The following is a 24,141-nucleotide window of genomic DNA, read 5'->3' on the forward strand; positions in this document are numbered from 1 at the left end:
AAGATCATCATGCAAATACGACGCAGACAGTTTGCAGCCTGGGCGCTGGGCGCTCCGCTGCTTCAGCAGCTATCACCGGCAAGCCAGGCGGCTGCCCAGCCCTGGCCTGCCCAGGCATTGACGGTGGTGGTTCCCTTCGCGCCCGGAGGCAGTGTGGATGTGGCCGCCAGGCTGGTGATGCCACGCCTGGCCGAGCGCCTGGGGCAGCCCGTGATCATCGAGAACATGGTCGGAGCATCGGGGACTATTGCCACGCAGCGTGTCATCAAGGCCAGGCCCGATGGCTATACCTTGCTCTTCGGTGTGGCCAGCTCGGTGCTGGTTGCTCCCTTGGTCTCGCCGTCCAAGTTCCACTACGACGGTCTGCTGGAGTTGAAGCCCGTGGCACCTGTGGCCTCTTCGGTCTTCGTGCTGCTCGCTCGGCCGGGGCTTGCTGCAGGCAGTGCGGATGATCTCATTGAACTTGCGCGCCAGAAACCGGGGCGACTGACCCTGGGCACCGATGGCATCGGGACCAGCCTGCACTTGACGGGGGAGCTGATTCAGCAGATGTCCGGTACCGAGCTGGTACATGTTCCCTACAGGTCTGGCCCGCAGGTGCTGATCGAGCTGGCAGGTGGTCAGATCGACCTTGCCGTGCTGCCTGTTGCGCTGGCTCAGCCGTTTGTGCAGGAGGGCAAGGTCAGGGCGCTGGGCGTGACATCCCGCCAGCGCCTGGCCACGCTGCCCCAGGCGCCAAGTCTTTCAGAGACACCGGCTCTTCGCAATCTGGAGGTCGAGGCTTGGCAAGGCTTGCTGGCTCCCGCGCGCACGGATACCCGTATCGTCAAGCGTCTGGCCGATGAAATCGCGATTCTGCAAGCGGACCCCGAGTTGGCCAGAAAGCTCACGGAAGCCGGCTTCAAGCCCATGCGCATGGGGCATCCCCAGTTCCTGGCCTATCTGGAGCAGGAGAAAAAAGTTCTGGAGGACACCATTCGCAAAGCCAATATCCGAATGGATTAGCCGACGCGAGGTCGCATCGCTGGCGCGGCGATGCCGCCATGAACGCGAGGAGTCGGGCCAGCCACTAAAATCCCGCGCCATGCATAACTCCCACGATCCCAAGGTTCTGCCCGTGCGCGACGGCGTCAGCCCTAGCTGTGTGGTCTTGCCGTCCCAGGGCGAGGGGCTGCTGATCGACTTCTTGTGTGCACGCCTGCCCGCCGTCGGGCGCGCAGACTGGCTGCGTCGCATGGAAGCCGGTCAAGTGGTCAGTGAAACCGGAGAGGTGGCCGGCCCGGACGCTGCATTCATGCCGGGGCTGCGCTATTACTACTATCGCGAGCTGGAAGGCGAGCCAGAGATTCCGTTTGCGGCTGAAGTCATCCATCGCGATGAGCATCTGCTCATCGCCGACAAGCCACACTTTCTGCCTGTGGTGCCTGCCGGCCAGTATCTGCAGAACACGCTGCTGGTCAGGCTCAAGCGCGAGTTCGATCTGCCCGAGCTGTCGCCGATCCATCGCATCGACCGCGACACCGCGGGACTGGTGGTGTTCTCGCTGCAGCGCGCCACACGCGGCATCTATCAGGGGATGTTCAGGGACAGGGCCATTCACAAGGTCTACGAGGCCGTGGCTCCTTACCGTGCTGAGCTGAGCTTTCCGCGCGAACACGTGAGCCGTATGGAAGAGAGCGGGCATTTCTTTCGCATGCATGAGGTCGAGGGCGAGCCCAATAGCCGCACCCTGATGGAAATCATCGAGCACAACAACGCCTGGGCGCGCTATCGGCTCAGTCCGGTCTCGGGCAAGCGCCATCAGCTGCGTGTGCATATGGCGGCGCTGGGTCTGCCGCTCAGGGGCGATGCCTTCTATCCCGTGGTCGACGACCCGGAGCCGGGCGACTATTCCAAGCCCTTGCAACTGCTGGCGCGCAGCCTGGCCTTTGATGATCCGCTGACTGGGCAGCGCCGAGAGTTCACCAGCCGGCGCAGCCTGCAGGCGCTGCCGCGCGATTGAGAACAGTCTTGCCCGACCCTTGCGAGGGCAGGGGGAACGTCGAGTTCTGCAATTTATCGGACAAAACTGTCCGATAATGGCGTCATGTCCACCACCCGTCCTCCATCCGCTGAACGCCGCGCCCAGTTGCTGGACGCGGCCGATGTCGTGTTTGCCGAGCATGGCGTGACCGCTCCACTGGATCTCATTGTCGAGCGTGCCCAGGTAGGCCGCGCCACGCTTTACCGCCAGTTCCCGGACCGTCGCGCCATCATGGTGGCGCTGCTGGAGCGCTCTGTCGAGAAGACCCGGGCCGCTGCCATCGCTTGGCGCGACGACGACCAGGCCTTCTTCAAGCTGCTGGCTCTGGTGGGCGAGCGCATCGCCGTCTCCGCCACGCTGGTGGACTACTGGCGCACGGTGGACCAGAGCGATGCAGAGGTCATTGATGCGCGCCAGCAGATGTGGCTGGTGTTCGAAGAGCCCATGAAGCGTGCGGTGGCCAAGGGCCTGTGCAAGCAGGCCTTGAACGCCAAGGATCTGTCCCTGGTGTTCGGCATGCTGGGCGGCGCCCTGCGTGGCGAAACTCCTGCGCAACGCAAACAACTGGCGCGTCGCGCCCTGCAAATCATTCTGGACGGAATCAAGGCCTGAGGTTTATGAGTCAAGCTGCAGCACAAGCCACTGGGGCTCAAGCCAATCAAGAAGGCCCGAAATCTCCCAGCAGCCAGGCTTCAGCTCCTCCCGCCATTCCTCAGGGGCCCGTCATTCTGCTGCGCCGCCCGCCGGATTGGGCCGAGCATGAAAAGCCCGCGCTGCCTGGCTCGCCGGCCATGCCCCATCACGAGCCCTGGATCCGTGTCTGCTATGGGCTGATTGCGGTCCTGGTCGGGCTGACCGGCGGCCTGGGCAATGCCTTGTTCACCGCCAATCTGCCCACGATTCAGGGACAGATGGGGCTGACCTCGGTCGAAGCCGCCTGGCTGACCGGTGCCTACGTCATGTTCAATATGACGGCCAATCTGCTGGTCTACAAATTCCGCCAGCAGTTCGGCATGCGCCTGTTCACCGAAATCGGCTTGGGCTGCTACGCAGCGCTCAGTGTGCTGCATCTGCTGCTGGGCAGCTACGACAGCCTGATTCTGCTGCGTGCGGCCAGCGGCCTGGCAGCGGCGACCTGCTCCTCGCTGAGCACGCTCTACATGCTGCAGTCGGCACCGCGCACCTATGTGCTCAAGATGCTGGTGATCGGCGTGGGCGTGGTCCAGCTGGCCACGCCGCTGGCCTGGATTCTGTCGCCGGGTCTGCTCTACAACAGCGAGTGGCACAACCTCTATCTGTTTGAAGCCGGCCTGGCACTGATGTCCTTTGCCGCCGTGGTGCTGCTCAAGCTGCCTTCGGGCTTGTACATCAGGACCTTCGAGAAGCTGGACTTCGTCACCTTCAGCCTGATGGTTCCGGGCCTGGGCCTGTTGATTGCGGTGCTGGTCCAGGGCTATTCGCGCTGGTGGTTCGATACGCCGGGGCTGGCCTGGATGCTGGTGGCAGCGATCGCGCTGCTCAGCGTCGCGCTTTACATCGAGCACCATCGTGCCAACCCCATGTTCCACACGCGCTGGTTCGCGCAGATGCCGACGATTCGTTTCGTGATCGGAGCCATCTTGCTGCGCTTTCTCACGGCCGAGCAAAGCTACGGCGTGGTGGGATTGATGCGCACGCTGGGCATGACATCCGACCAGATGCAGCCGCTATTTGTGGTGATTCTGCTTGGAACGCTTATAGGTATTGCATTGTCTGCTATTACTTTCGGTGTTCCCAATATGGGCAAACAGATTGTGGCGGCGATAGCACTGTTTGCCGTGGCCGCGTTTCTCGATCACCACCGCAGCAGCGTGGACCGTCCTTCGGACTTTTTCTTCAGCCAGTTCCTGCTGGCGGTGGGCTCGGGCGTCTTCATGGGCCCGCTGATGCTGACCGGCATCATCCAGGGACTGAAGTTCGGTGCCAACCACATGCTCACCGCCGTGGTCACAATCTCCATGACCCAGGCCATGGGCGGTTTGCTGGGCTCGGCCTTGCTGAGTACTTATCAGACCTACCGCGAGCAGATCTACTCCGTGGCCCTGGTGGCGCAGATAGACCCGACCGACCCCGTGGTGGCCGAGCGGCTCAAGATACAGAACCAGATCTACGGCAAGGTGACGCCCGATCCAGCCATGCGCGCCAACCAGGGAACGCTGCAGCTATCGCAGATCGTGCGACGCGAAGCCAATGTCAGGGCCTATAACGATGTGTTTGCGCTGACGGCCGCCATCGCCTTGCTGTATCTGCTCTGGAGTCTGGGAGCCTCGGCGCGAGTGCGCCAGGCTGCGGCCAGGGTGCGCGCCATGACACGGCAAAGCGGCAACCAGGTGGCGGCAGCCGCCGGGACCGACGGTACGCCCCAGCGCGCACCTTCGGTGGCTCCGGTTGCAGAGCCTGAGGCAGCGAACGCCCATGAGCCCCATGCATCGCAGCGTGTCACGGTGGTGGTGCAGCCCACTGCCACCGATGCCTATGGCGATGTGGAAGAGGGTGCTCAGGCAGGGCCCGCCAGTCCGGCGCGGACCGTGGTGATTGAAGGCGCGGAGGCCGGGCGCCTGGCTGCTGCTGCGCAGGCGGCCGAGACTCGCGAGCAGGCCGTGCTGGCCAGCCGCGACCCCCTTCAGGACAACGCCCAGGCGCTCGAACTCGAGGCCGAGCTGGAGCAGGAAATCGACAAGAAGGCCCGCAGCAGTCCCGCGGCCGACGATGGCGGCCGGGATGGCTCCGGTCCCCAGGCAAGGAACTCAAACCGATAACAGCAAGAGATTGAGCATGAGCGACAGTCAACAACCCCATTCCCCCGCCGCCTCTGCGGCGACAGCTGCCCCTTCACCCGCTGCAGCCTTGCCTCCCACGCCAAAGAAGATCAAGCCTTCTTTGCGCAGCGTGCTCATCATGCTGGTCGTGGCCCTGGCAGGCATGCTTCTCGTGCTGCGGGCCTGGAATCTGTGGCCTTTCAACAGCTCGGTGGTGACCACGGACAATGCCTATGTGCGTGGTGCTGTCACCGTGCTGGCTCCGCAGGTCAATGGCTACGTGACCGAGGTGCTGGTCAAGGATTACGAGCAGGTCAAGGCCGGCCAGGCGCTTGTACGCATCGATAGCCGCAGCTATGAAGCGGCCGTCGCCCAGGCCCAGGCGCAGCTGGCCAATGCCCAGGCGCAGCTGAGCAATTCGGAACAGACACAGGCCCAGAACCGTGCCACGCTGAGTGCCAGCCGCGCCGGTCTGGCTGCCGTGGAGGCAGAGGCCCAGCGTTCCCAGGCCGAGCTCAAGCGTGTGCAGGAGCTGGCCGAGCGAGGCTCCGTGTCTCTGAACGAGCGCGACAAGGTGCGTGCCACCTCGCGTCTGGCCGCGACCAACGTGGCCAAGGCCCAGGCCGACATTGCGATCAATCAGGAAAAGATCAAGGCCACGACCGTTGGCCGTGACTCTCTCAAGGCCCAGGTGCAGATGGCTGAAGCGCTGCTGCGTCAGGCCCAGATCAATCTGGACAACACCGTGGTCCATGCGCCCAGCGATGGACAGGTCAGCGAGGTATCGGTGCGCAAGGGCCAGTACGTGGCGGCCGGTACGCAGCTCATGTATGTGGTGCCGCCCACTTACTGGGTGGTGGCCAACTACAAGGAAACCCAGACTGCCCGGGTGCAGATCGGCCAGCTTGTGAGCTTCAGCGTGGACGCGCTGGGCGGCGTGCGCCTCAAGGGCCATGTGCAGGAGATTGCGCCAGCCACGGGTTCGGAGTTCAGTGTGCTCAAGGCCGACAACGCCACGGGCAATTTCACCAAGGTCGTCCAGCGTCTGCCCATCAAGATTGCCATCGACGAGGGTCAGGCCGATGCCGCGCGCCTGCGCCCTGGGATGTCGGTCATCGTGCGCCTCGATACTGCACAAAAAGTAGAGCATTCAGCGCATACCTCTCAAGCGATTGAGGCTGATTTGGCTCGAAAGCCTCAAGCGCCCGCAGTGTCCGAATCCGAACAGGCCAAGCCATGAAGAAAGCCCTTCATACCGTGCGTGCCTTGCCCCTGGCGCTGGCATTCCTCGTGGCTGGCTGCAGCGTGCCCAGTCTGACCCGGGCCCCGGACAGCGCTCAGCCAGCGGTGCCGGCCAGCTGGGGCACGGATCAGGCCGCAGGTGCTGCCGGCGCAGTCCAGACCGGTTGGTGGCAGGCCTTTGGTGATGCGCAGTTGAGTCGCTGGGTGGAACTGGCGCTTGCGCGCAACAACGATGTACTCACTGCCCTGGCCCGGGTGGAGGAGGCTCGTGCGAATCTCGATGTGACGGGCTCGGCGGCTGCAACGCAGCTGTCGCTCAGTGCACCAGGCTCGGCCAACCGCAGCCTGAGCGCGCGAACCGGCCAGATGGTGCATGTGCGCTCGGCCCAGCCCGTGCTGCAAGCGAGCTGGGAGCTGGATCTCTGGGACCGCCTGGGCAGTCTGGGCCGGGCTGCCGATAAACGCCTGCAGGCAAGCCAGGCGGATCGCGACGCGGTACGTCTGACGGTGGCCGCGACCGTGGCACAGGCCTATATCGCACTGCGTTCGCTGCAGGCCCAACTGGCCGTGGCCGAGGATACGGTGAAGTCGCGCGAGGACGCGGTGCGTCTGCTCACCGATCAGGTGCGCGTGGGCTATATCTCGCAGCTGCAGCAGAGCCAGGCGCTGGCCGAACTGGAAAGCGTGCGGCAATCGGTGCAGCAGCTGTCTCTGGCGCTGCAGCGCCAGCGCATAGCACTGATGCAGCTGGTGGGCGGCAGCGGTGATGACCAGGCACAGGCCCTGGCCCTCTCCAGCTTGAGCGTCCATGCCGGACTCGAGTCGATGAGCTTGCCCGCCATGCCTGCACCTGGCTTGCCATCGGGCTTGCTGGAGCGCCGCCCCGACATTGCTCGGGCCCAGCTGCTGCTGGAGGCCAGCGACAGCAATCTTGCGGCACAGCGCGCGGCCTTTTTGCCTCAGGTGAGCCTGAGCGCGAACGTCGGCAGCTTGTTCATCAACGCGCTGGATTACAACCCGGCCCGGGTCTGGTCGCTGGGCGGCAGCATTCTGGCCCCGCTGTTCAACGGCGGTCGCCTGCAGGGCCAGTTCGATGCGGCATCTGCCCAGCGCGATCAGGCCGCCTATGCCTATCGCGGTGTGGTCATCAAGGCCTTTGGCGATGTGGAAACATCCCTGGTCAGTTCCCAGCAACTGCAAGCCCAGTGGGAGCATGCCAAGGAGCGCGAAAAGGTGTTGGGTCGTACCCTGGGTTTTGCCAAGGATCGGTATGAGGCCGGCTACGCCAGCTATCTGGAGGAGCTGGATGCCCAGCGCAATCTGTTTGCCGTGCAGCAGGAAGTGCTGCGCCTGCGTCAGAGCCAGCTGGAAAACGCTGTGGCGCTGTACCAGGCACTGGGTGGCGGCTGGCAGCTGGCCGATGCAGCTGTCCCGCAACCTTGAGTTCAAGCTGAATGCTCCTCAAAAGTGAGCTTTTTCCCATTGTCTGATAAAGGCTTCAAGGCATCTTGAAGTAATACCAAAGGCCGACGGCAGCCAGTGCCAGCACCAGCAGCCACAGGTACCGGCCTTGCCCTCTGGGGACTTCTCCCGGCGATGGCGCTCCGGGCTGAAAGTGGTTGGGGGCGCTGGCCCGCACCGATTGCCGTTGCAGGATCTGCCAGTCCAGCGCAATGCCATCCATGGCCGCATCGATATGCTCCTTGGCCTGGGCCAGACCCAAGCCTGTGGCATCGCGCAGCAGCTTGATGGCCTCGATCTTGTTGCCGCGTGCCATGGCGTCTTCGACCTCGGCCCTGGTCTCTGCGGGCACTGTGTTCGCGCCGGACATCAACGCCTCTATGGCCTCTGCATGATCGCCACTTACGGTGACGCTGGTGGTGGTCTTGCCATTGACGGTCGTGGTGGTGGTCTTGATGGAAGAGAAGGAGCTGCCGGGCACGGTGTCGGCCCGATTCAGCTGATCCAGCAGCAAAGTGGCATCCTTCATGCCCAGTTTGTCCAGCTGCTCGCGCAACTGCTGCATGGCCTGCGTTCGCTCTGCTGCGCCATGTTCGGCAAAGTCCGGCTCGTCGCTGGCTTCCAGCAGGTCTTTGGCCTCCTTCAGACCCAGCCCGCTTTGCTCGCGCAGCTGTTTGATGGCTTCGATCTTGTGACCGCTTTGCCAGTGTTTGAGGATCTCTGCTGGAATCTGTGTGGTCATGAGCGGTTCCTTGTACTTGTGGCGGTTGAACCCGGCATCAGCCGCAGTCCACCTGCAAATGGCCGAAGTCCCTGGCACGCAGCCTGCCATCCTCGATAAAGGCCATGAGGCGTGCGCCGTCCTGCCAGCACCAGTGGAATTCCTCATGCAACTGCAGCGTCAGCAGCGAACGCCAGTGAGAGCTGCCAGGGTGTTCCTCGGCCTCGGGCGTGGGATCGTAGCCCAGGCTGTCCCAGGAGGGGCGGCCCAGCAGATAGTCGCGAGGCAGGTCGATGCCGTTCTCAAACTGCAGCGCACGGCTGTTCGTGACCCACTGGTGGGGAGCCAGGCCATTCTGGCCCAGACGGCGGCCGTGCCTTGCCTGAGACCGTCCACTAGATGCAACAAAACGTCTGATCGTTGCCTTGCTGAAGGCTTATGCTTGCAAATTCATAGCTGCATGCGAAGGTACTCATTGGACTTGAGGCGAAATCGGTTCACAGTCTCCGAAGGGCTGTTGCACGAAACCGAAACCGGCCTGTCCAGCTGATCGGTCCATGCCTTGTAGGTACGCAGTGCCATGGCATGCAACTGGCCAATGTGTTGCGGCAGCCTGGCCAGGATCTGGGCCTCGCTCTGAACGGCCGGGCCCTGGGCCTGCAGCAGCTCATCGTGGCCCTCGCCGCACCATTGACGCACGCTGTCTGCGGTTACTTCGAGATGGCCTTGAAATGCCCATTGCCGGCCGTGGACAAAGCCTTTGTTCAGGCAATGCTGGCCGTACATGGTGCGCCTGGCGGCTGTCGGAATGTCGAAAGTGTCGTAATGCCAGTTGAAGATGGTGGCTTGCGCGGGCAGGTTCATCAGTTGCTGGGCGCTGGGAGTGATGCGGACTTCGCTCCAGCCGATATTCGCGCAGGGGTTGCGCCAGACGCCTGCGCCCATGGCGCGGGCCAGCATCTGCGCGCCAAAGCAGTGACCCAGCACGGGGATGTCGTGCTGCAGTGCACTCTGCAGCAGGCAGCGTTCCTCATCGATCCATTGCAACTGCTCGTTGGCACAATGATTGCTGCCCAGCACGATGATGCCGCGATAGTCTCGCGCATTGGCCGAGGCTGCGCCTTCGGCACAAGGGTCTAGCACCACATGGGCAATGTCTTGCTGGCGCAGGTGGTCGAGCAAAATGCCGGGGCCTTGCGATGCTTCGTGCTGGAGGATGGCGACAGGCTTCATGAGAGGCGGGCTTGAAGGACAAGCCGGTTGTTGTGAAGCCTTGAATCTAGGAACTAAAGCCTCAAGCCCTTGCATGGATTGCGGCTGCCGCTATCAAGATTTCATAAAGAAGGAAAGCCCGGCCCGGCGTCATCCAGGCTTTCCAATTTCCGTCAGCGTGCCATACTGGGCTGCCGGCTCCTGACGCGAGGCGGTCTCTATCACTACAAAAGCATGGTTATGTCACAGAGCAAACACGGGCTTCAGAGGGATGGGAAAACAGGGCAGGGCAGCAGCCAGTCGGCATTGACACTGGCGGCGCTAGGCGTGGTGTTCGGCGATATCGGCACCAGCCCGCTCTATGCGTTCAAGGAGGCTTTTACCGGCACCCACGCGCTGACGGTGGGTCCCGAGAATGTGCTGGCCGCACTCTCGGCCCTGCTCTGGGCCGTGATCGTCATCGTCGCCGTCAAGTATGTGTGGGTGGTGCTCAGCCACGATAACGACGGAGAGGGCGGCGTGCTGGCGCTGACGGCGCTGGCCCATCGCGTGATGGGCGATCAGTCGCGCCGCTCGCGCTTTGTGGTCGCTGCCGGAGTGTTTGCGGCTGCACTGTTCTATGGGGACGCCATCATCACGCCGGCGATTTCCGTGCTCTCTGCCGTGGAGGGCATGAGCATTGCCACGCCGGAGTTCGAGCACTTCATCGTCCCCACCACCATAGGCATTCTGATCGGGCTGTTCTCCATTCAGATGAAAGGCACCAGCGTGGTGGGGCGCCTGTTCGGCCCGGTCACCATTGTCTGGTTCCTCTGCATTGCCTGGGCAGGTGTGGCCAGCATTGTGCAGACACCCATGGTGCTGCAGGCCGTCAACCCGCTGCATGCGCTTCGCTTTGCCGTGCAGCATACGGACAAGGCCTTCTTCCTGTTATCTGCCGTGTTTCTGGCCATGACAGGTGCGGAGGCACTTTATGCCGATATGGGCCACTTCGGCAGCCGGGCCGTGCGTCTGGGCTGGTATGGGCTGGTGTTTCCGGCTCTGATGCTCAATTACTTCGGTCAGGGCGCCTTGCTGTTGCGTGATGCGTCAGCGGCCAGCAATCCCTTTTTTCTGTTGGCCTCACCGTCCTGGCTGCTGATTTTTGTGGTGCTGGCTACGGCTGCTACGGTGATTGCCTCGCAGGCGACCATCTCGGGGGCTTATTCCATGACGCTGCAGGCCAGCCGCCTCGGTTATCTGCCGCGTGTGCGCGTGCTGCATACCTCCGATCAGGAGCAAGGCCAGATCTATATCCCCAGCGTGAACTGGCTGATGCTGCTGGCTGTGATCGCGCTGGTGCTGGCCTTCAAGTCCTCGGGGGCATTGGCGGCGGCCTATGGCATTGCCGTGTCGGGCACCATGCTGATCACCACCATGCTGGTGGGCTTCGTGGTCTATCTGGGGCGCAGTCGCACAAGGTCCGTCACGCTCGCGGCGCTGGCGTGTTTTGCTGTGCTGGAGATAGGCTTTTTTGCCTCCAATCTGACCAAGCTGGAGCAGGGCGGCTGGCTGCCGCTGACGCTGGGCGCCATCATCTTCATCGCGCTGATGACCTGGCGTGACGGTACCCAGTTGGTGGCCGAGCACAGGCGCCGCCTCGATATCCCCATGAGCGATCTGATGAGCTCGCCCATGAGCGGTGTGCCTGTGGTGTCCGGCACGGCTGTCTATCTGACTTCCGACCCCAAGCTGGTGCCGAATGCGCTCTTCCACAATCTCAAGCATTTCAAGGTCATGCATGAGCAGACGGTGTTTCTCCACGTGATCAACGAGAACACACCCTATGTGCATGAGGGCGAGCGCCTGAGGCTCAAGCCCATGTGCAACGGGGTCTGGGCGCTGGACATGCATTTCGGTTTTCGCGAGCAGCCTGATATTCCAGCGGCGCTCAAGCGGATGACACCGGATGCCGACGGTGAGATGCCTAACCTCGACCCCATGACGACCAGCTTTTTCGTAGCCAGGGTACAGGTGGTGGACGGGCCCGGAGGTCTTTCTGCCTGGCGCTGTGCGCTGTTTGGCTGGATGTCGCGCCAGTCGGCCAGCGCGGCCACTTATTACAAGCTGCCTGCGAACCAGGTGGTGGAACTGGGCACGCAGGTCGTGCTTTGAAGGGCCGAGATGGCGAGCCAGTGAATCGCTGGCTGCTGTCCTTTGAGATTCTTACTCGCCCAGCGCATCGAGAGCGCGGGCCGAATAGACCATGGCAGCACCTGCATTCAAGGCCACGGCCACACCCAGTGCTTCGGCAATTTCTTCCCGGCTGGCACCTGCCGCCTTGGCTGCCTTGGTGTGCACGGCGATGCAGCCGTCACAGCGCGTGGTCACACCCACGGCGATGGCAATCAGCTCGCGTGTCTTGGCATCGAGATGGCCGGTCTTCTTGCCCGCGCCGGACAGGGCCTTGTAGCCTTCCATGGTGCCCGGGCTCAACTCGGCAAACTCTCCCAGCCTGCCTGCCAGTTCCTTGCGGTATTCGTTCCAGTCCAGCATTGCCTGCTCCTTGTTGAATGAAGCGTTGATTGTGTGCCACTGCCACAGGGCCTTCAAGCCACACGCGTTTCGTCCGTCGATCTGTAACCTCTGGTTCGGAGGAGTTTGAAGGGCTTTTCGAGCTGTATGAAAATACAGGTCTCGTGGTCGGCATCCAACTGTCTTTTCGCCGAGCATTTTGTGAGCGTCAACGTGACCGCATCCCAAGCCGCCATTCTTGCGCCGCACCGCTTCTACTATCTGCACAACTTCCAGCAGGCGCTGGACTGGTTGGCGCAGCGCTATGGCGATCTGTTCAGTGCCCAGGAGGCTGATTTCATTGCTGGCTTTGCGCGGCTGCCGCAGAACTCCAGGGCGCTGCTGGTACGCATGCTGATGCGGCGCGGGCCCTGGTTTCGCGCCAGCAAGCTTGCCTACGAGGAGATCCCGGTGACGGTCGATGCTGCCGCGCCCTTGCTGGAATGTGGCTGGCTTAGTACCACCGAGCCCATGGATGCGGCCGAGCTGTTCGGCCTGCACACCAAACCCGAGCTGCTGCAGATATTGGCTGGCTTTGAGCTGTGCTCCTCAATGCGCAAGGCCGAGATGCTGCAGCGGCTGGCCGAGAGGCAGCCCGAGCCGCGGCCTTATGCCGTCTGGCACCCAGAGGCCGTGGAACCTGTCTGGCGCGTCATGGTGGGCGAGCTGGGCGAGCGTCTGCGACTGATGTTCTTTGGCAATCTCTATCAGGACTGGTCGGAGTTCGTGCTGGCCGACCTCGGTATCTTCCGCTATGAGCCGGTGGCGCTGGATGCTGACTCGCGTGCATTTCAGCGCCGCGAAGATCTGGACTTCTATCTGGAGATATCGGCCCGACGTCAGGCTCTCGACGAAGGCGTGGAGCCGGCACAATTGCTGCCTGCGCTTATTGAAAATCATAGCGAAAACCCATGGCTGGACATGCGCCGAGCCAAGGTTCTGCTCAAGCTTGGCCAAGTGTGCGAGAGACTGCAGGACTGGCCGCTGGCGGCTCAGGCCTACACGGCCAGCCGCTATGCGGGTGCACGCCATCGTCATATTCGCGTGCTTGAGCGCATGCAATGCTTTGATCAGGCGCTGGCTCTTGCCAGCCAGGCACAGGCCGCGCCTGAAAGTGATGAGGAGCGTCAGCGCGTGGCGCGCATGCTGCCGCGTCTGAGCCGCAGCATGGGACTTGGGGCCACGGGGCGCCAGCCGGCTCTGGCCCCGGCCGTGGCGGCCCTGCGCAGCGATGTGCAGCTGGATCGACCCGCCCAGCCCATGGCGGTGGAGTACGCGCTGCAAGCCCATTGGCATAGCGCCGATGCACCCGTGTTCTATGTGGAGAACGCGTTGGTCAACTCGCTATTCGGTCTGTTGTGCTGGCCTGCCATTTTTGCGCCGTTGCCGGGGGCTTTTTTTCATCCCTTTCAGAGTGGGCCGGCCGACCTGGGTGCACCGGATTTTGTGCTGCGTCGCCGGTCGTTGTTCGATGTCTGTCTGGCCGAGCTGGAGGATGGTCGCTACCAAGCCACGATTCGCCAGCGCTTTGCCGACAAGCAAGGGGTTCAGTCACCGTTCGTGTTCTGGGGCACATTGACGCAAGAGCTGCTGGAACTGGCGCTCGATTGCATGCCTGCCGCCCACCTGCGGATTCTGTTCGCGCGGCTGCTTTTGGACGTGAAGGCCAACCGCACCGGCTTTCCCGATTTGGTGCGCTTCTGGCCCCTGCGGTCCGATGCCGGTTCACGCTATGAGTTGGTGGAAGTCAAAGCGCCGGGCGACAAGCTGCAGGACAACCAGATTCGCTGGTTGGCCTATTGCACCGAGCAAGGCATTCCCGTGCGCGTCTGCCATGTGCAGTGGCGTGACGAAGGTAGCACGCCATGAAGCCTGCGCTTAGCGTGGCAGTACGCGCACTGTGCGAGTTCACGGCGCGCAGCGGCGATCTGGATCTGCGCTTCACGCCCGCGCCCAGCGCGCTGGAGGGCATGGAAGGCCATGCCGTGGTGCAGAAACGGCGTGAGAAAGCGGGTGGCTACGAAGTGGAGCTGGCTCTCAGCGGTCGGTTCCAGGAGCTGCAGGTTCGCGGCCGAGCCGATGGCTTTGACGGCGTGCGGCAGCAACTTGAAGAGATCAAGACCTACCGGGGGCGGCTTGAAGGCGTGCGTCCCCATCATCGGGCCTTGCATTGGGCCCAGGCCAGGGTCTACGGCCATTTGCTGTGTCAGGAGCGCGGCCTTGAGCAGATCAAGCTGGCGCTGGTTTATTTCCAGATCGGCAGCGCGGAGGAGACCGTGCTGGTGGAGGAATGCTCAGCCACCGAACTGCAGGCCTTTTTCGAATCGCTATGTGCCCGCTATCTCGACTGGGCACGCAGCGAGGCCGCTCACCGTCAGGCGCGTGATGTGGCGATGGTGCAGCTGAAATTTCCCATGCCGGCCTTCAGAGCCGGGCAGCGGGAGCTGTCCGTGGCCGTCTATCGCACGGCCCATGCTGGCGCAGGCGGTCGCTGTCTGATGGCTCAGGCGCCGACCGGCATCGGCAAGACCCTGGCCACGATTTTTCCCATGCTCAAGAGCATGGCAGCAGTCATGGCCAAGGGGGGCTCGGAGGCTGATGCAGCCGGTCTGGACAAGCTGCTCTTTCTCACTGCCAAGGGCACGGGCCATGGACTGGCGCTGCATGCACTGAGCCAGCTGCAGCAAGCCATGCCGCGAGCCATGTCGGCGGCTGCCGAGATGCCGGTTGCGCCCTTGCGTGTCTTGGACATGCAGGCGCGCGACAAGACCTGCGAGCATCCCGACAAAACCTGCCATGGGGAGTCCTGTCCGCTGGCGCGTGGCTTCTTTGACCGGCTGCCGGCGGCCAGGCAGCAGGCGCTGCAACTGCCGCTCTGGGATGCTCCAGCATTGCGGACTCTGGCATTGCAGCATGACATCTGCCCCTATTACCTGTCGCAGGAACTGGCGCGCTGGGCCGATGTGGTGGTGGCCGACTACCACTATTACTACGACAGTGCGGCCATGCTGTATGCGCTGACCTTGCAGCAGGAATGGCGTTTGGGCGTGCTGGTGGACGAGGCGCACAATCTGCTGGAGCGAGCGCGCAGCATGTATACGGCATCGCTGTCCCAGTTTGATCTGGGACAGGCCCGTCAGGCAGCGACCGGTGCTGTCAAAAAGGCACTCGATACACTCCAGCGCCAGTGGCAGGCGCTGAACAAGGCTCAGGATCAGGCCAACTACCAAAGCTACGGGAGTATTCCTGGCGCACTGCTGGGCGCCGTGCACCGGGCCGTGGGCGCCATCGCGGATCAACTGGCGGAACAGGAGACCGGCGGCCATGCGGTCGCAGTAGGGCAGCACGCACCAGCCGACGATGACTTGCTGGGTTTTTACTGGGAACTGCTGCATTTCCAGGCACTGGCCGATCAGTTCGGGCCACATGCGCTGTTTGATATTCAACTGGCCACGCCATTGCAGCGTGCGAGCAGAGTGCGTATGCCGTCATCCACGCTGTGCATTCGCAACGTAGTGCCAGCACCACATCTGGCGGCACGCCATGCCGCAGCGCAGGCCACGGTGCTGTTTTCAGGCACGCTGAGTCCGCCCGCGTTCTACCGTGACCTGCTGGGGCTGCCTGCCGATACCGCCTGGCTTGATGTCCCAGCACCGTTTGCGGCCCGGCAGTTGCAGGTGCACATTGCTCGCCATATCTCCACACGCTGGCGTGATCGCGAAGCGTCTCTGGCTCCAATCGCAGATCTGATCGCGCAGCAATATGCGCGTCAGCCCGGCAACTATCTGTGTTTTGTCAGCAGTTTTGAGTATCTGCAGCAAGTCGCCGCAACCTTGGAGCGGCGGCACCCGCAGCTGCCGCTTTGGCAGCAGCAGCGTGGCATGGACGAAGCCGGGCGGGCCGAATTCCTGGCCCGCTTTGTCGAGGGCGGCCAGGGTCTGGGTCTGGCCGTGCTGGGCGGGGCTTTTTCCGAGGGCGTGGATCTACCCGGCAGTCGTCTGATCGGTGCTTTTGTCGCCACACTGGGCCTGCCCCAGCTCAACCCTGTCAACGAAGCCATGCAGCGCGCCATGGACCAGGCCATGGGAGCGGGGCTGGGCTATGACTACACCTATCTTTATCCCGGACTGCGCAAGGTAGTACAGGCCGCTGGCCGAGTCATACGCAGCGAGCACGATTGCGGTGTTCTGGTGTTGATGGACGACCGCTTCGCACGCGCCGAGGTGCGTGCGCTGCTGCCTGCCTGGTGGCAGATCTAGGGGCCCTGCCGAGATTTCCTGCAAGCCTAGCGGCCAGAAACGCTCGCTCACATCTCCGTTTGTAATCCGTGCCAAACGGCCTTCATGCGCCTTGATACTTGGGGCAAAGGAGAAAAGGCCATGAATTCCCGCGACACCTACGACTCTCAGTCCCAAGCCACCGGGGAAGAGGGCAGCCAGGGATGGGATGCAATCGATAAGGCGCTGCAGACGGTTTATGGCGATCAGCAGCCCACCCATTTCGGCACGTTGATCAAGTTTCGTCTCGGGGGAGACGATCCGCTGGACGGCGTCAGCGTCTATCGCAGCGAGCAGGGGGCGCCGCACTGGCACTATGTCAGCTACGGCTTCAGCGATTTGTACGGCGACCTGGATGACAGCTACGACATTGCTCCGGGCAAGCCCAGTGGCTATGGCTTCGAGCTGAGCTTCAGATTGTTGCGCGGCGCCAACGAACAGGAAGCACCTAGTTGGCCTGTTAACTTTTTGCAAAATATTGCTCGATATGTGTTTCGTACCGGCAATGTGCTGGCCCCGGGGCACTGGATGACGGCCAATGGCCCGATCAAGGCCGACGCCGACACGCTGCTGACCGAAATGGGCTTTGTGCAGGACCCCGAGCTGCCCGCCATTCACACGCCTTATGGCGACCTGATGTTTCTGCAGTTGGTGGGGCTGACCGGCGACGAGTTGCGCGAGGTGCGTCGCTGGAATGTGCAGGGAGCGCTTCAGTCGCTGCAGAGCTATATGCCGCTATGGATCACCGATCTGGCCAGGCCCAGCCTGCATGAGCTGCCCGATGTCCAGGCCGCTATCGATGCCGGTGCGGCGCGTGAAGGCTCGAAGACGGGCGTGCTCTACAACGATGTCCTGGGCTTCAGTCACCGTAAGCGCCTGCTGCGCAGTCCCCAGACCGTGATTCGCCTTGGTAGCCTGGGCGTGCGCGATCTCAAGGCCATGCTGCCGGCCCGCCTGCCCCATGGCCGGCCGCTGATTCTGGCGGGCGATGGCTCGACGCTAGAGCTGGTGCCCGCCGGCGACAGTGAAGGCGGACTGCTGGACTGGCATAGCGACCATGAGCTCAAGCTGAGCCTGACTCCGGCGCAGATGCAGGCCTGGAAGCAGGCTGTCAAGGGGCGCGACGGTGAGTACACCGTGCCCGGGCTCGACGGTCTGGTCTGGCAGGTCAAGAGCAGTGTGGTGACGGATAGTCAAGGGCGCGTGACCGGCAGGTACGAAGAGCGCTAAGCCGCAAAACAGCAGCAATCAAGCCATACGCGCGGTCTTGCGTAGACTATGGACGAGCCTGAACGGGCGACTTGTTCTTCAGGGCAGCACTGCCAGCACGACCTGCGACGCCTTGAACAAGGCAGTGGCCGTCTTGCCAACGGCCAGGCCCAGGTTCTCGGTGCTTTCCTGTGTGACCATGGCCACCACCTGCAGGCCTTGGGCATCAATGGTCACTTCGGAGTTCACCGCGCCGGGCTTGATCCGGGTGATCTTGCCAGTGAGCTGGTTGCGTGCCGAAAAGCGTACACCTTCGCAATCCGTCACCACCATCACGGAGGGTGCCTTGACCATGGCGATTACCGAGCTGCCGGCCTTCAGGCCCAGACTGACTGCGCTGCCATGTGTGATGGTGGCCACCAGTTCGGCCTGGTGTTCGGTGCGGATCTGGACCTCATCGGTAACGATGCCATGGCTGATATGGGAGACATGACCCTTGAACTGGTTGCGTGCGCTGCTTTGCATGAGGGTTTCCTGAAAGTACCGTTGGGGAACCTGAGCCTACTCTTATAGCACCCGGGCCAGTGCAGTTAAACGCTGCGAGGGCCACGGCTGGTTCAACCTTGCCCATAATACCGGCTCTGATTTGGGTGCCTGAGGCCAAGAAATGAGTGATCTGAACATCGTGCAATGTACGCACGAACGCCACGCCGCTGCGATTCTGGACATTTTCAACGATGCCATCGTCAACTCCACGGCACTTTACGACTACCAGCCGCGGACGGCGCAAAACATGGTCAGCTGGTTCGAAGCCAAACGTGCGGGCGGCTTTCCCGTCATCGGCCTCGAAGATGCACAAGGACGGTTGCTTGGCTTTTGCAGCTGGGGCAGTTTTCGCGCTTATCCGGCCTACAAGTACACGGTCGAGCATTCGGTCTATGTCCACCCCGAACATCGAGGCTGCGGTTTGGGTCAGCAGCTGATGGATTTGCTGATTGCCGAGGCCAGGCAGCGTGGCGACGTGCATGTACTCGTCGGTGCCATCGATGCCGCCAACGCAGGCAGCATTGCGCTGCACAAGCGTCTGGGTTTTGAGTCCGTGGGCCTGATGCCGCAGGTGGGCTTCAAGTTCGGCCGCTGGCTGGATCTGGCCTTCTATCAGCTCACTCTGCAGACGCCGCTGAATCCGGTGGATGGTTGATTGCGCTGAAAAAGATAGCATTCAGCGACTGCCTACAAAGCGCTGCAGCGAGTCTGTTACGAAGGGACCGGGTTCCTGGATACATTTTGTGCCGCCAGAAAATGGCTGCTCTCTTGTTTTCTCTGAGACCGGTCGCAAGCTAAGGGCTGGTGTTTTGTCGCTTTGAAGGGGTCACTGTCATGTGGAAACTGGGCCGTTTGCTGAGTCGCTTTCGCAAAGAGCTGCTGCTTGCCTGGGCCGTGCTGCGCGACCCGCGTTCGCCCAGAGCCGCCAAACTCGCCACTGTGCTGGCAGCGCTCTACCTCATCAGTCCCCTGGACTTCGTGCCCGACACCATTCCAGTTCTGGGCTGGCTGGACGACGGCTTGATCGGTTTCTTGCTGCTGCAACTGGCTTTCAGGCTTCTACCAGCTGAACTGCTGGGCTCACTGCGTGACCGCGTACGCGCGAAAGCTGCTTAAGCAGCTGGCTCCAAACGTCCGCGACGTTGAGGGCAAGCTGCATGCCACTACGCTCGCATGGCATGTGGGCATGGACTTGCCGTGCCCCGCTGGCGGTGGCTGGCATACTGGCACCATGATGGCAAAGCCCTTGATTTCCCTGGTGTTGCTGGCGCTGGCCGGTCTGGCGGGCTGCGACTCTGGCGACCCCCCAGCTCCTCTGAGCAAGCAGGCTCAGGCCACACGGGATGCCGCGCCGGAGCATGTCTTCAAAGGTATGCTGGCAGGCCAGCCGGTATTCCTCCTGGTCCACGACTGCGAGGTCTTTCTCGTGGAGCCTCTGGAAAAGGGTGAGGTCCACTGGGAAAAAGTGCTGGCTCCCGAGCCCTACCCGTTCTTCACCTCCTGTCAGCGCCAGTCCATCCGCTACGAGGCAGGCGTGCTTCAGGTCACGCTCGGGCGAATGGCTTTTGGTGCGGGCGGTTGCTGTGCCACGGGAGGCGATTACCGCTCCACGGATGGCAGACACTGGAAAAAGGTCTCCTGAATCCCTGAAGTCGAAACCAGGGGTGCCAGGTGCGAGTCCGCAGGCTGGATGCGCAGCGTCCGGACTGAGTCGGCTCCTGCGGTCAGAGCGCTGTCAATGTCCATGTCCCAGCAGCAAAGTTCAACTGGTGCGTCAACTCCAGAGCCTGCAGCAGCATCGCGTCGTGCGAGACGATGAGCAGCGTGCCCGGGTATTGGCGCAACATGCTCTCCAGCGCCTGCAGGGACGGGAGATCCAGGTGGTTGTCGGGCTCGTCCAGCAGCAGCAATTGAGCGGGTTCGTCGCGGTAGAGCACGCAGGCCATGGCGGCCTTGAGACGTTCACCACCGCTGAGCTGTCCGGTGGGCTGGGCGATATGGCGCGTGTCTAGGCCTATCTGCGCGAGGCGCATGCGCTGCAGCGATTCGGGTGTGCTCGGACTCGCCGTCAGCAGCTGGCTCAGTACCGAAGATGCGGGTTGCAGCAGGCTCTGATGCTGGTCGAGCACGGCATGCGTCACATTCAGCTTGCATTCGCCCGCCAGCGGCTGCAGCTGAGCGGCCAGCAGTTGCAGCAGCGTGGACTTGCCACAGCCGTTTGGCCCGGTGATGGCCATGCGTTGACCGGCGCGCAGCATAAGGTTCAGGGGGGAGTGCCTTGCCACATGAGGTAGTTGCACCTCGTGCAGTTCAGCCACTATGCGATCTCTGTGGTTTGTCACCCCTTGCGGCAGGTGCCAGTGAATGCTCTCGGCCTGCCAGTCCACCTGGCGCTGCAGCGCCAGGGCGGCCTCGCGCACGCTCTGGTTCAGGGTTTCACGCGCTGTGGCCTGCTGGGTCGCCAGCTTGCCGCCTGAAGCTTGGGCGCGCTCCTTGCCTGCGTCCAGCAGAATCTTGGCCTGGTTGCCGTGCTTGCCCAGTTTTTCACCGCGCGCCTGCCTGCGACTCTGGCGCTCCTGCTGCGTGCGCAAGGCCTGTTCGGCGCGGCTGCGCTCCAGTTTGAGGCGTGCCAGTTCGTCTTGTGCATTCTGGCTTTGCTGCTGCTGGACTTCTCTATAGAAAGAATAGTTGCCGCCGTAGATCGTGATTGCGCTGGAGCTCAGTTCCGCCACAGAGTCGATGACTTCCAGCAAGACCCTGTCATGGCTGATCAGCAAAAAGCCACCTCGCCATTGCTGCAGCTGCTGCGCCAGGGCCGAGCGGCTGGCAGCATCCAGGTGGTTGCTGGGCTCGTCAAGAATCAGAAAATCGGCCTGGGCCAGCTGTGCCCCCAGCAGAGCGACTTGCATGGCCTGACCGCCGCTGAGCTGGCTGGCAGGGGTTTGCGGTGACAGCCGGTGCAGGCCGATCCGCTCGAGCTGCGTCTGAAACTGCTGACGTATATCCCAGCGCTCGGCCAGCAGTTCGAAGTCGCTGGCTTCGCAACTGCCTTGTTCAATACGCCCCAGTGCCTGCAGTGTGCCGCTCAGGCCTGCGAGCGCAGCAAGGTCCAGGTCTGGACGGGACGCCAGCGGGTTCTGCGGCAGATAGTGAATGCGGCCCGCACGCATCACGCTGCCGCCACTGGGAGACAGCTCTCCAGCCAGAATGCGGGCCAGCACGGTCTTGCCCACGCCATTGCGGCCCACCAGCGCCGAGCGCAGAGAGCCGAAGTTGCAGCACAGATTGGAAAAGAGTGGCCGCCCATTGGGCAGCGTGTAGGAGACGCCATGCAGCGTCAGGCGAGCTTCTGTCATAGAACCATGCGATGGGTTGATGCCGAACATCCCCGGCTGCGCATAACGGTGGCAGCGAAAGGAGGAAGGGATGGTGGCCGTCAGTCAGACGGCGGCATCAATGGCGCATGGGTGAAGAGTCTCGTTGGACAGTGAAAAGCCTCGATTCTAGGCAGTGCAGCGCCTAGGTCAAGCAAGGCGTGGTTGATTGCCGAACTCTGCCAGCACCGTCAGCACGCTGGCTACCGCCGGGTTCAGGGCTGGCAACTGGCGATGGGCGATGGCCATGGGGCGCATCAAGGTGGGTGACAGATGTCGTATCTGCACGCTGCTCAATTGTTGCTGCTCTTCCATGGCCTCCAGCGGCAACAGGGCCGCAGCCTGACCGGCTGCCGCCAGGCTTTTGAGCGCCTCGGTATAGGTCAGGGCGATGAAGGGGCGAGGGCTGAGGCCGGCCTGACCGAACCAGCCGGCGATCAGGCCGTGCATCTGCGTGGCGGAGGCAAAGCAGGCCCAGGGGCGGCTTGCCAGCCATTCGGGGCTGATGCGGTCAGGGACCGTCCAGGCTGCGGGCAACAGAGCCACCATGGGGTCGTTACGCCAGGGCGTGAGCGTGATCTCTGCCGACTCTGCCTGTGGGCTGGCGACCAGGCCGATATCCAGCGTTCCGGCCTTGAGGCGCTGCATGGATTCGGCCGAGCCCACCGCCTCCAGCCTGATGTCTATGCCGGGGCTGTGACGACTCAGCGCCTCGAGCATCAGCGGAAACAGCCGGATGTTGACCCCGGCGGACACGCCCACCTTGACCAGGCCGGCGCGGCCGCTTGCATGGCGCTGCACCTGATCGATCAGGTCGTCTCCGGCCTCTAGCAGCTTGCGTCCTTTCTGCACCAGCACCTGACCGGCCGACGTCAGTTCTGCCTGACGCCTGCCGCGCAGCAATAGCGTGGCGTTCATGCGTGTCTCCAGTTCCTTGATGTGCAGGCTGACCGTGGGTGGCGCCAGATGCAGCGCCTGGGCTGCCGCGGCAAAGGTGCCGAGATCGGCGATGGCAATCAGCGTCTGCAACTGGTCGAGATTCAGGTTTCGCATGGGTGTTGAATCAGATTTTCTGAACTGAATGGTCAGATCATTCAACTTTACAGATGTTTAGCGGCCAAAGACCATTGGCCGACCATGAAAAATCATCGAATTGAACACCCTGATACGGGTTATGACGGATTGGATGACAGGACTGTAGTTGGGCCCAAGGACGGGCTTGAAGCAGCAGTATCCGGGAAGGCCCGCGCACGGCGCTGGCTGGCACGAGTCCGGGATTGGCTGGAGCGCGCCGAGGCGCGAGTGATGGCAGGGTTCAGGGTGCCTCCGAATGGCGGCTGAAGAGGATTTCGGGGCGGCTTTCAAAGGGCTGGCAGAAGCACGCAGGTCAAGACAGCAGTCCTCTCGTTATCATCGGGTCGGCGTTACATTCCGGGTTGCTGTGTCAGAGAGTCTTGGAGAGCTTATGTTGCTCAAGCAAATTCAATCCGTCGTGCTGTTCGTCCCTGATATCGACGCTGCAGCCATCTGGTATGCCGAACTGTTTCAGGTGCAGGTGCAGTATGAGAATCATCACTACGCTTTCATCAGCACGCCGGCATGTCTGATCGGATTTCACCCACTTGATAGCAAGTGCCCCGGCGGAGCCGGTGGGACAACCGTTTATTGGGATGTGGCAGATCTGGACCTCGCGCGGCAGGAACTGGAGCGACGAGGAGCAGTCTTGTTCCGTGGCCCGATCGTCACCAGTCTTGGCGCTGTTGTGGCCATGTTGCTCGATCCATTTGGCTGCACCATAGGTCTGAATCAGGCTGGCAGCCAGCCGGTACAGCCAATCCAGAGCTTGCCAAAGGCCAGCTAGCGGCCGGTACCCAGGCGGGGCGAATGCGCAATTAAGCCTAGGTCGATTGGGGCATCGATTTGCCGTGTTCAGCCTGACTTGGGGCGGGCAGGCTCAATGTCAGAATATCGACATTGTTTGCTTTTCTTCATGAGGAATCGATGCGTGCATTGGCGGAGCTTCTGGAGCGTGACGAACCGGCTTTGCCGCTGATACAGGCCTGGGCACAGGATGCGAGCATTCCTGTGGAGTGCCTTCCTCCTTCGGAGCAGAGCGACTCCGTGTTGCTGGCATTGCAGGTCACGACGCGCTCGCCGCTGGGGGCAGTTGCACATGGAACCGGCGGAATCCTGGTCGACGGAGGCTGGCTCAGAATGCTGGGCTGCGGGCATGCCAGGCTCACACGCGATCTCGCGAGCTGGAATCGCGGACGTGGCAATGGCTTCTTGTTGATTGCCGACGATGCTGTGGGAGGGTTCTTTGCGATCAATGGCGGAGCGCTCGGAGAAGATCTGGGGGCAGTCCATTACCTGGCCCCGGATACCGGGGCCTGGGAGTCCTTGGGAATTGGACACACGGCATTCATGCAATGGGCTTTCACCGAGCGGCTGCGCGATTTCTATCGAGACTTGCGCTGGGAAGGTTGGGAAGCCGAAGTGGCCGACATGGGCAATGACGCGTGCCTGAGTTTTTACCCCTTTCTTTTCACGGAGCAAGGCAGTGTGTGTTCGAGCGCGCGCAAACCGGTGCCTGCGGCCGAGCACTATGCTTTTATGAGCCAGAGTGGATTGCCAGACCTGGGCTGATCCGAGGCAAGTGCTGAGGTAGCTGAGGCCTTTTGATCCATTGAGCGGTCAGCTCCAATTGATTGTGAAGCGGCGAGGG

The 24,141-nt window shown here is 62.4% G+C and carries 22 protein-coding genes; 15 read left to right on the plus strand and 7 right to left on the minus strand.

Features of this window, described 5'->3' with window-relative positions; all coding sequences use genetic code 11:
* The first annotated feature begins 9 nt into the window (after positions 1 to 9).
* From F3J24_RS00720 to F3J24_RS00745, 6 genes are all read left to right on the plus strand, one after another.
* Positions 10 to 1,005: a tripartite tricarboxylate transporter substrate binding protein gene (locus F3J24_RS00720; protein WP_167001889.1), complete on the plus strand. Its 996-nt coding sequence runs from the start codon at positions 10 to 12 to the stop codon at positions 1,003 to 1,005.
* A gap of 79 nt (positions 1,006 to 1,084) precedes the next feature.
* Complete coding sequence (locus F3J24_RS00725; protein WP_167001891.1) at positions 1,085 to 2,002, plus strand: RluA family pseudouridine synthase; 918 nt, start codon at positions 1,085 to 1,087, stop codon at positions 2,000 to 2,002.
* A gap of 84 nt (positions 2,003 to 2,086) precedes the next feature.
* Positions 2,087 to 2,635: a TetR/AcrR family transcriptional regulator gene (locus F3J24_RS00730; RefSeq protein ID WP_043372707.1), complete on the plus strand. Its 549-nt coding sequence runs from the start codon at positions 2,087 to 2,089 to the stop codon at positions 2,633 to 2,635.
* Positions 2,636 to 2,640: 5 nt separating this feature from the next.
* Positions 2,641 to 4,821 (plus strand): MFS transporter, encoded by a 2,181-nt coding sequence (locus F3J24_RS00735; protein WP_167001893.1) that lies wholly within the window; start codon positions 2,641 to 2,643, stop codon positions 4,819 to 4,821.
* Between the two features lie 16 nt (positions 4,822 to 4,837).
* Complete coding sequence (locus F3J24_RS00740) at positions 4,838 to 6,061, plus strand: HlyD family secretion protein (protein WP_167001895.1); 1,224 nt, start codon at positions 4,838 to 4,840, stop codon at positions 6,059 to 6,061.
* A complete protein-coding gene (locus tag F3J24_RS00745) occupies positions 6,058 to 7,506 on the plus strand; it encodes an efflux transporter outer membrane subunit (protein ID WP_167001897.1) in 1,449 nt (482 codons plus the stop codon). Before F3J24_RS00740 ends, F3J24_RS00745 begins: the two co-directional genes overlap by 4 nt.
* A gap of 55 nt (positions 7,507 to 7,561) precedes the next feature.
* On the opposite strand, the gene F3J24_RS00750 is transcribed toward F3J24_RS00745, so the two are convergent.
* From F3J24_RS00750 to F3J24_RS00760, 3 genes are read right to left on the minus strand one after another with little or no spacing between them, the layout of a single operon-like run.
* Positions 7,562 to 8,266: a ribosomal protein L7/L12 gene (locus F3J24_RS00750; protein WP_167001899.1), complete on the minus strand. Its 705-nt coding sequence runs from the start codon at positions 8,264 to 8,266 to the stop codon at positions 7,562 to 7,564.
* 37 nt (positions 8,267 to 8,303) lie between these two features.
* Entirely contained in the window at positions 8,304 to 8,663 is a 360-nt protein-coding gene (locus F3J24_RS25090; RefSeq protein WP_370527719.1) for a DUF1963 domain-containing protein, read from the minus strand.
* A 32-nt stretch (positions 8,664 to 8,695) separates the two neighbouring features.
* Positions 8,696 to 9,478 carry a type 1 glutamine amidotransferase gene (locus F3J24_RS00760; RefSeq protein WP_167001901.1) on the minus strand — a complete coding sequence of 261 codons (783 nt, stop codon included), beginning with the start codon at positions 9,476 to 9,478 and terminating at the stop codon, positions 8,696 to 8,698.
* A gap of 219 nt (positions 9,479 to 9,697) precedes the next feature.
* Between F3J24_RS00760 and F3J24_RS00765 the strand changes: the two genes are divergently transcribed.
* Complete coding sequence (locus F3J24_RS00765; RefSeq protein WP_205244563.1) at positions 9,698 to 11,611, plus strand: potassium transporter Kup; 1,914 nt, start codon at positions 9,698 to 9,700, stop codon at positions 11,609 to 11,611.
* 51 nt (positions 11,612 to 11,662) lie between these two features.
* Here the strand turns inward: F3J24_RS00765 and F3J24_RS00770 are convergent, their stop codons facing one another.
* A complete protein-coding gene (locus F3J24_RS00770; RefSeq protein ID WP_003055390.1) occupies positions 11,663 to 11,992 on the minus strand; it encodes a carboxymuconolactone decarboxylase family protein in 330 nt (109 codons plus the stop codon).
* Positions 11,993 to 12,205: 213 nt separating this feature from the next.
* On the opposite strand from F3J24_RS00770, the gene F3J24_RS00775 reads away from it, so the two are divergent.
* The 3 genes from F3J24_RS00775 to F3J24_RS00785 all read left to right on the plus strand — a co-directional run bounded on the left by F3J24_RS00775 (position 12,206) and on the right by F3J24_RS00785 (position 17,517).
* A complete protein-coding gene (locus F3J24_RS00775) occupies positions 12,206 to 13,879 on the plus strand; it encodes a VRR-NUC domain-containing protein (RefSeq protein WP_167003351.1) in 1,674 nt (557 codons plus the stop codon).
* Positions 13,876 to 16,269 carry an ATP-dependent DNA helicase gene (locus F3J24_RS00780; protein ID WP_167001903.1) on the plus strand — a complete coding sequence of 798 codons (2,394 nt, stop codon included), beginning with the start codon at positions 13,876 to 13,878 and terminating at the stop codon, positions 16,267 to 16,269. Before F3J24_RS00775 ends, F3J24_RS00780 begins: the two co-directional genes overlap by 4 nt.
* A gap of 120 nt (positions 16,270 to 16,389) precedes the next feature.
* Positions 16,390 to 17,517 (plus strand): suppressor of fused domain protein, encoded by a 1,128-nt coding sequence (locus tag F3J24_RS00785; protein ID WP_167001905.1) that lies wholly within the window; start codon positions 16,390 to 16,392, stop codon positions 17,515 to 17,517.
* A 78-nt stretch (positions 17,518 to 17,595) separates the two neighbouring features.
* On the opposite strand, the gene F3J24_RS00790 is transcribed toward F3J24_RS00785, so the two are convergent.
* Positions 17,596 to 18,021, minus strand: a complete 426-nt coding sequence (locus F3J24_RS00790; protein WP_167001907.1) for a molybdopterin-binding protein — start codon at positions 18,019 to 18,021, stop codon at positions 17,596 to 17,598.
* A gap of 142 nt (positions 18,022 to 18,163) precedes the next feature.
* Between F3J24_RS00790 and F3J24_RS00795 the strand changes: the two genes are divergently transcribed.
* The 3 genes from F3J24_RS00795 (at position 18,164) to F3J24_RS00805 (ending at position 19,684) form a co-directional block, all read left to right on the plus strand.
* A complete protein-coding gene (locus tag F3J24_RS00795) occupies positions 18,164 to 18,697 on the plus strand; it encodes a GNAT family N-acetyltransferase (RefSeq protein WP_167001909.1) in 534 nt (177 codons plus the stop codon).
* A gap of 179 nt (positions 18,698 to 18,876) precedes the next feature.
* On the plus strand, positions 18,877 to 19,158 hold the full coding sequence (locus tag F3J24_RS00800) for a YkvA family protein (protein ID WP_167001911.1): 282 nt from the start codon (positions 18,877 to 18,879) through the stop codon (positions 19,156 to 19,158).
* Between the two features lie 115 nt (positions 19,159 to 19,273).
* The gene (locus F3J24_RS00805) at positions 19,274 to 19,684 is read left to right on the plus strand and encodes a hypothetical protein (RefSeq protein ID WP_167001913.1); all 411 of its coding nucleotides are present in this window, start codon (positions 19,274 to 19,276) and stop codon (positions 19,682 to 19,684) included.
* A gap of 82 nt (positions 19,685 to 19,766) precedes the next feature.
* Here the strand turns inward: F3J24_RS00805 and F3J24_RS00810 are convergent, their stop codons facing one another.
* Both F3J24_RS00810 and F3J24_RS00815 read right to left on the minus strand, forming a co-directional pair.
* Positions 19,767 to 21,398 carry an ATP-binding cassette domain-containing protein gene (locus tag F3J24_RS00810; protein ID WP_205244565.1) on the minus strand — a complete coding sequence of 544 codons (1,632 nt, stop codon included), beginning with the start codon at positions 21,396 to 21,398 and terminating at the stop codon, positions 19,767 to 19,769.
* A 168-nt stretch (positions 21,399 to 21,566) separates the two neighbouring features.
* A complete protein-coding gene (locus tag F3J24_RS00815; protein WP_167001917.1) occupies positions 21,567 to 22,469 on the minus strand; it encodes a LysR family transcriptional regulator in 903 nt (300 codons plus the stop codon).
* Between the two features lie 412 nt (positions 22,470 to 22,881).
* Here F3J24_RS00815 and F3J24_RS00820 point away from each other — a divergent pair, with 412 nt between their 5' ends.
* Entirely contained in the window at positions 22,882 to 23,277 is a 396-nt protein-coding gene (locus F3J24_RS00820; RefSeq protein WP_167001919.1) for a VOC family protein, read from the plus strand.
* Between the two features lie 113 nt (positions 23,278 to 23,390).
* Positions 23,391 to 24,062, plus strand: a complete 672-nt coding sequence (locus F3J24_RS00825) for a DUF2625 domain-containing protein (protein ID WP_240154188.1) — start codon at positions 23,391 to 23,393, stop codon at positions 24,060 to 24,062.
* Positions 24,063 to 24,141 lie beyond the last annotated feature (79 nt).

The organism is Comamonas sp. Tr-654 (assembly GCF_011752915.1).
GTDB lineage: Bacteria > Pseudomonadota > Gammaproteobacteria > Burkholderiales > Burkholderiaceae_C > Comamonas.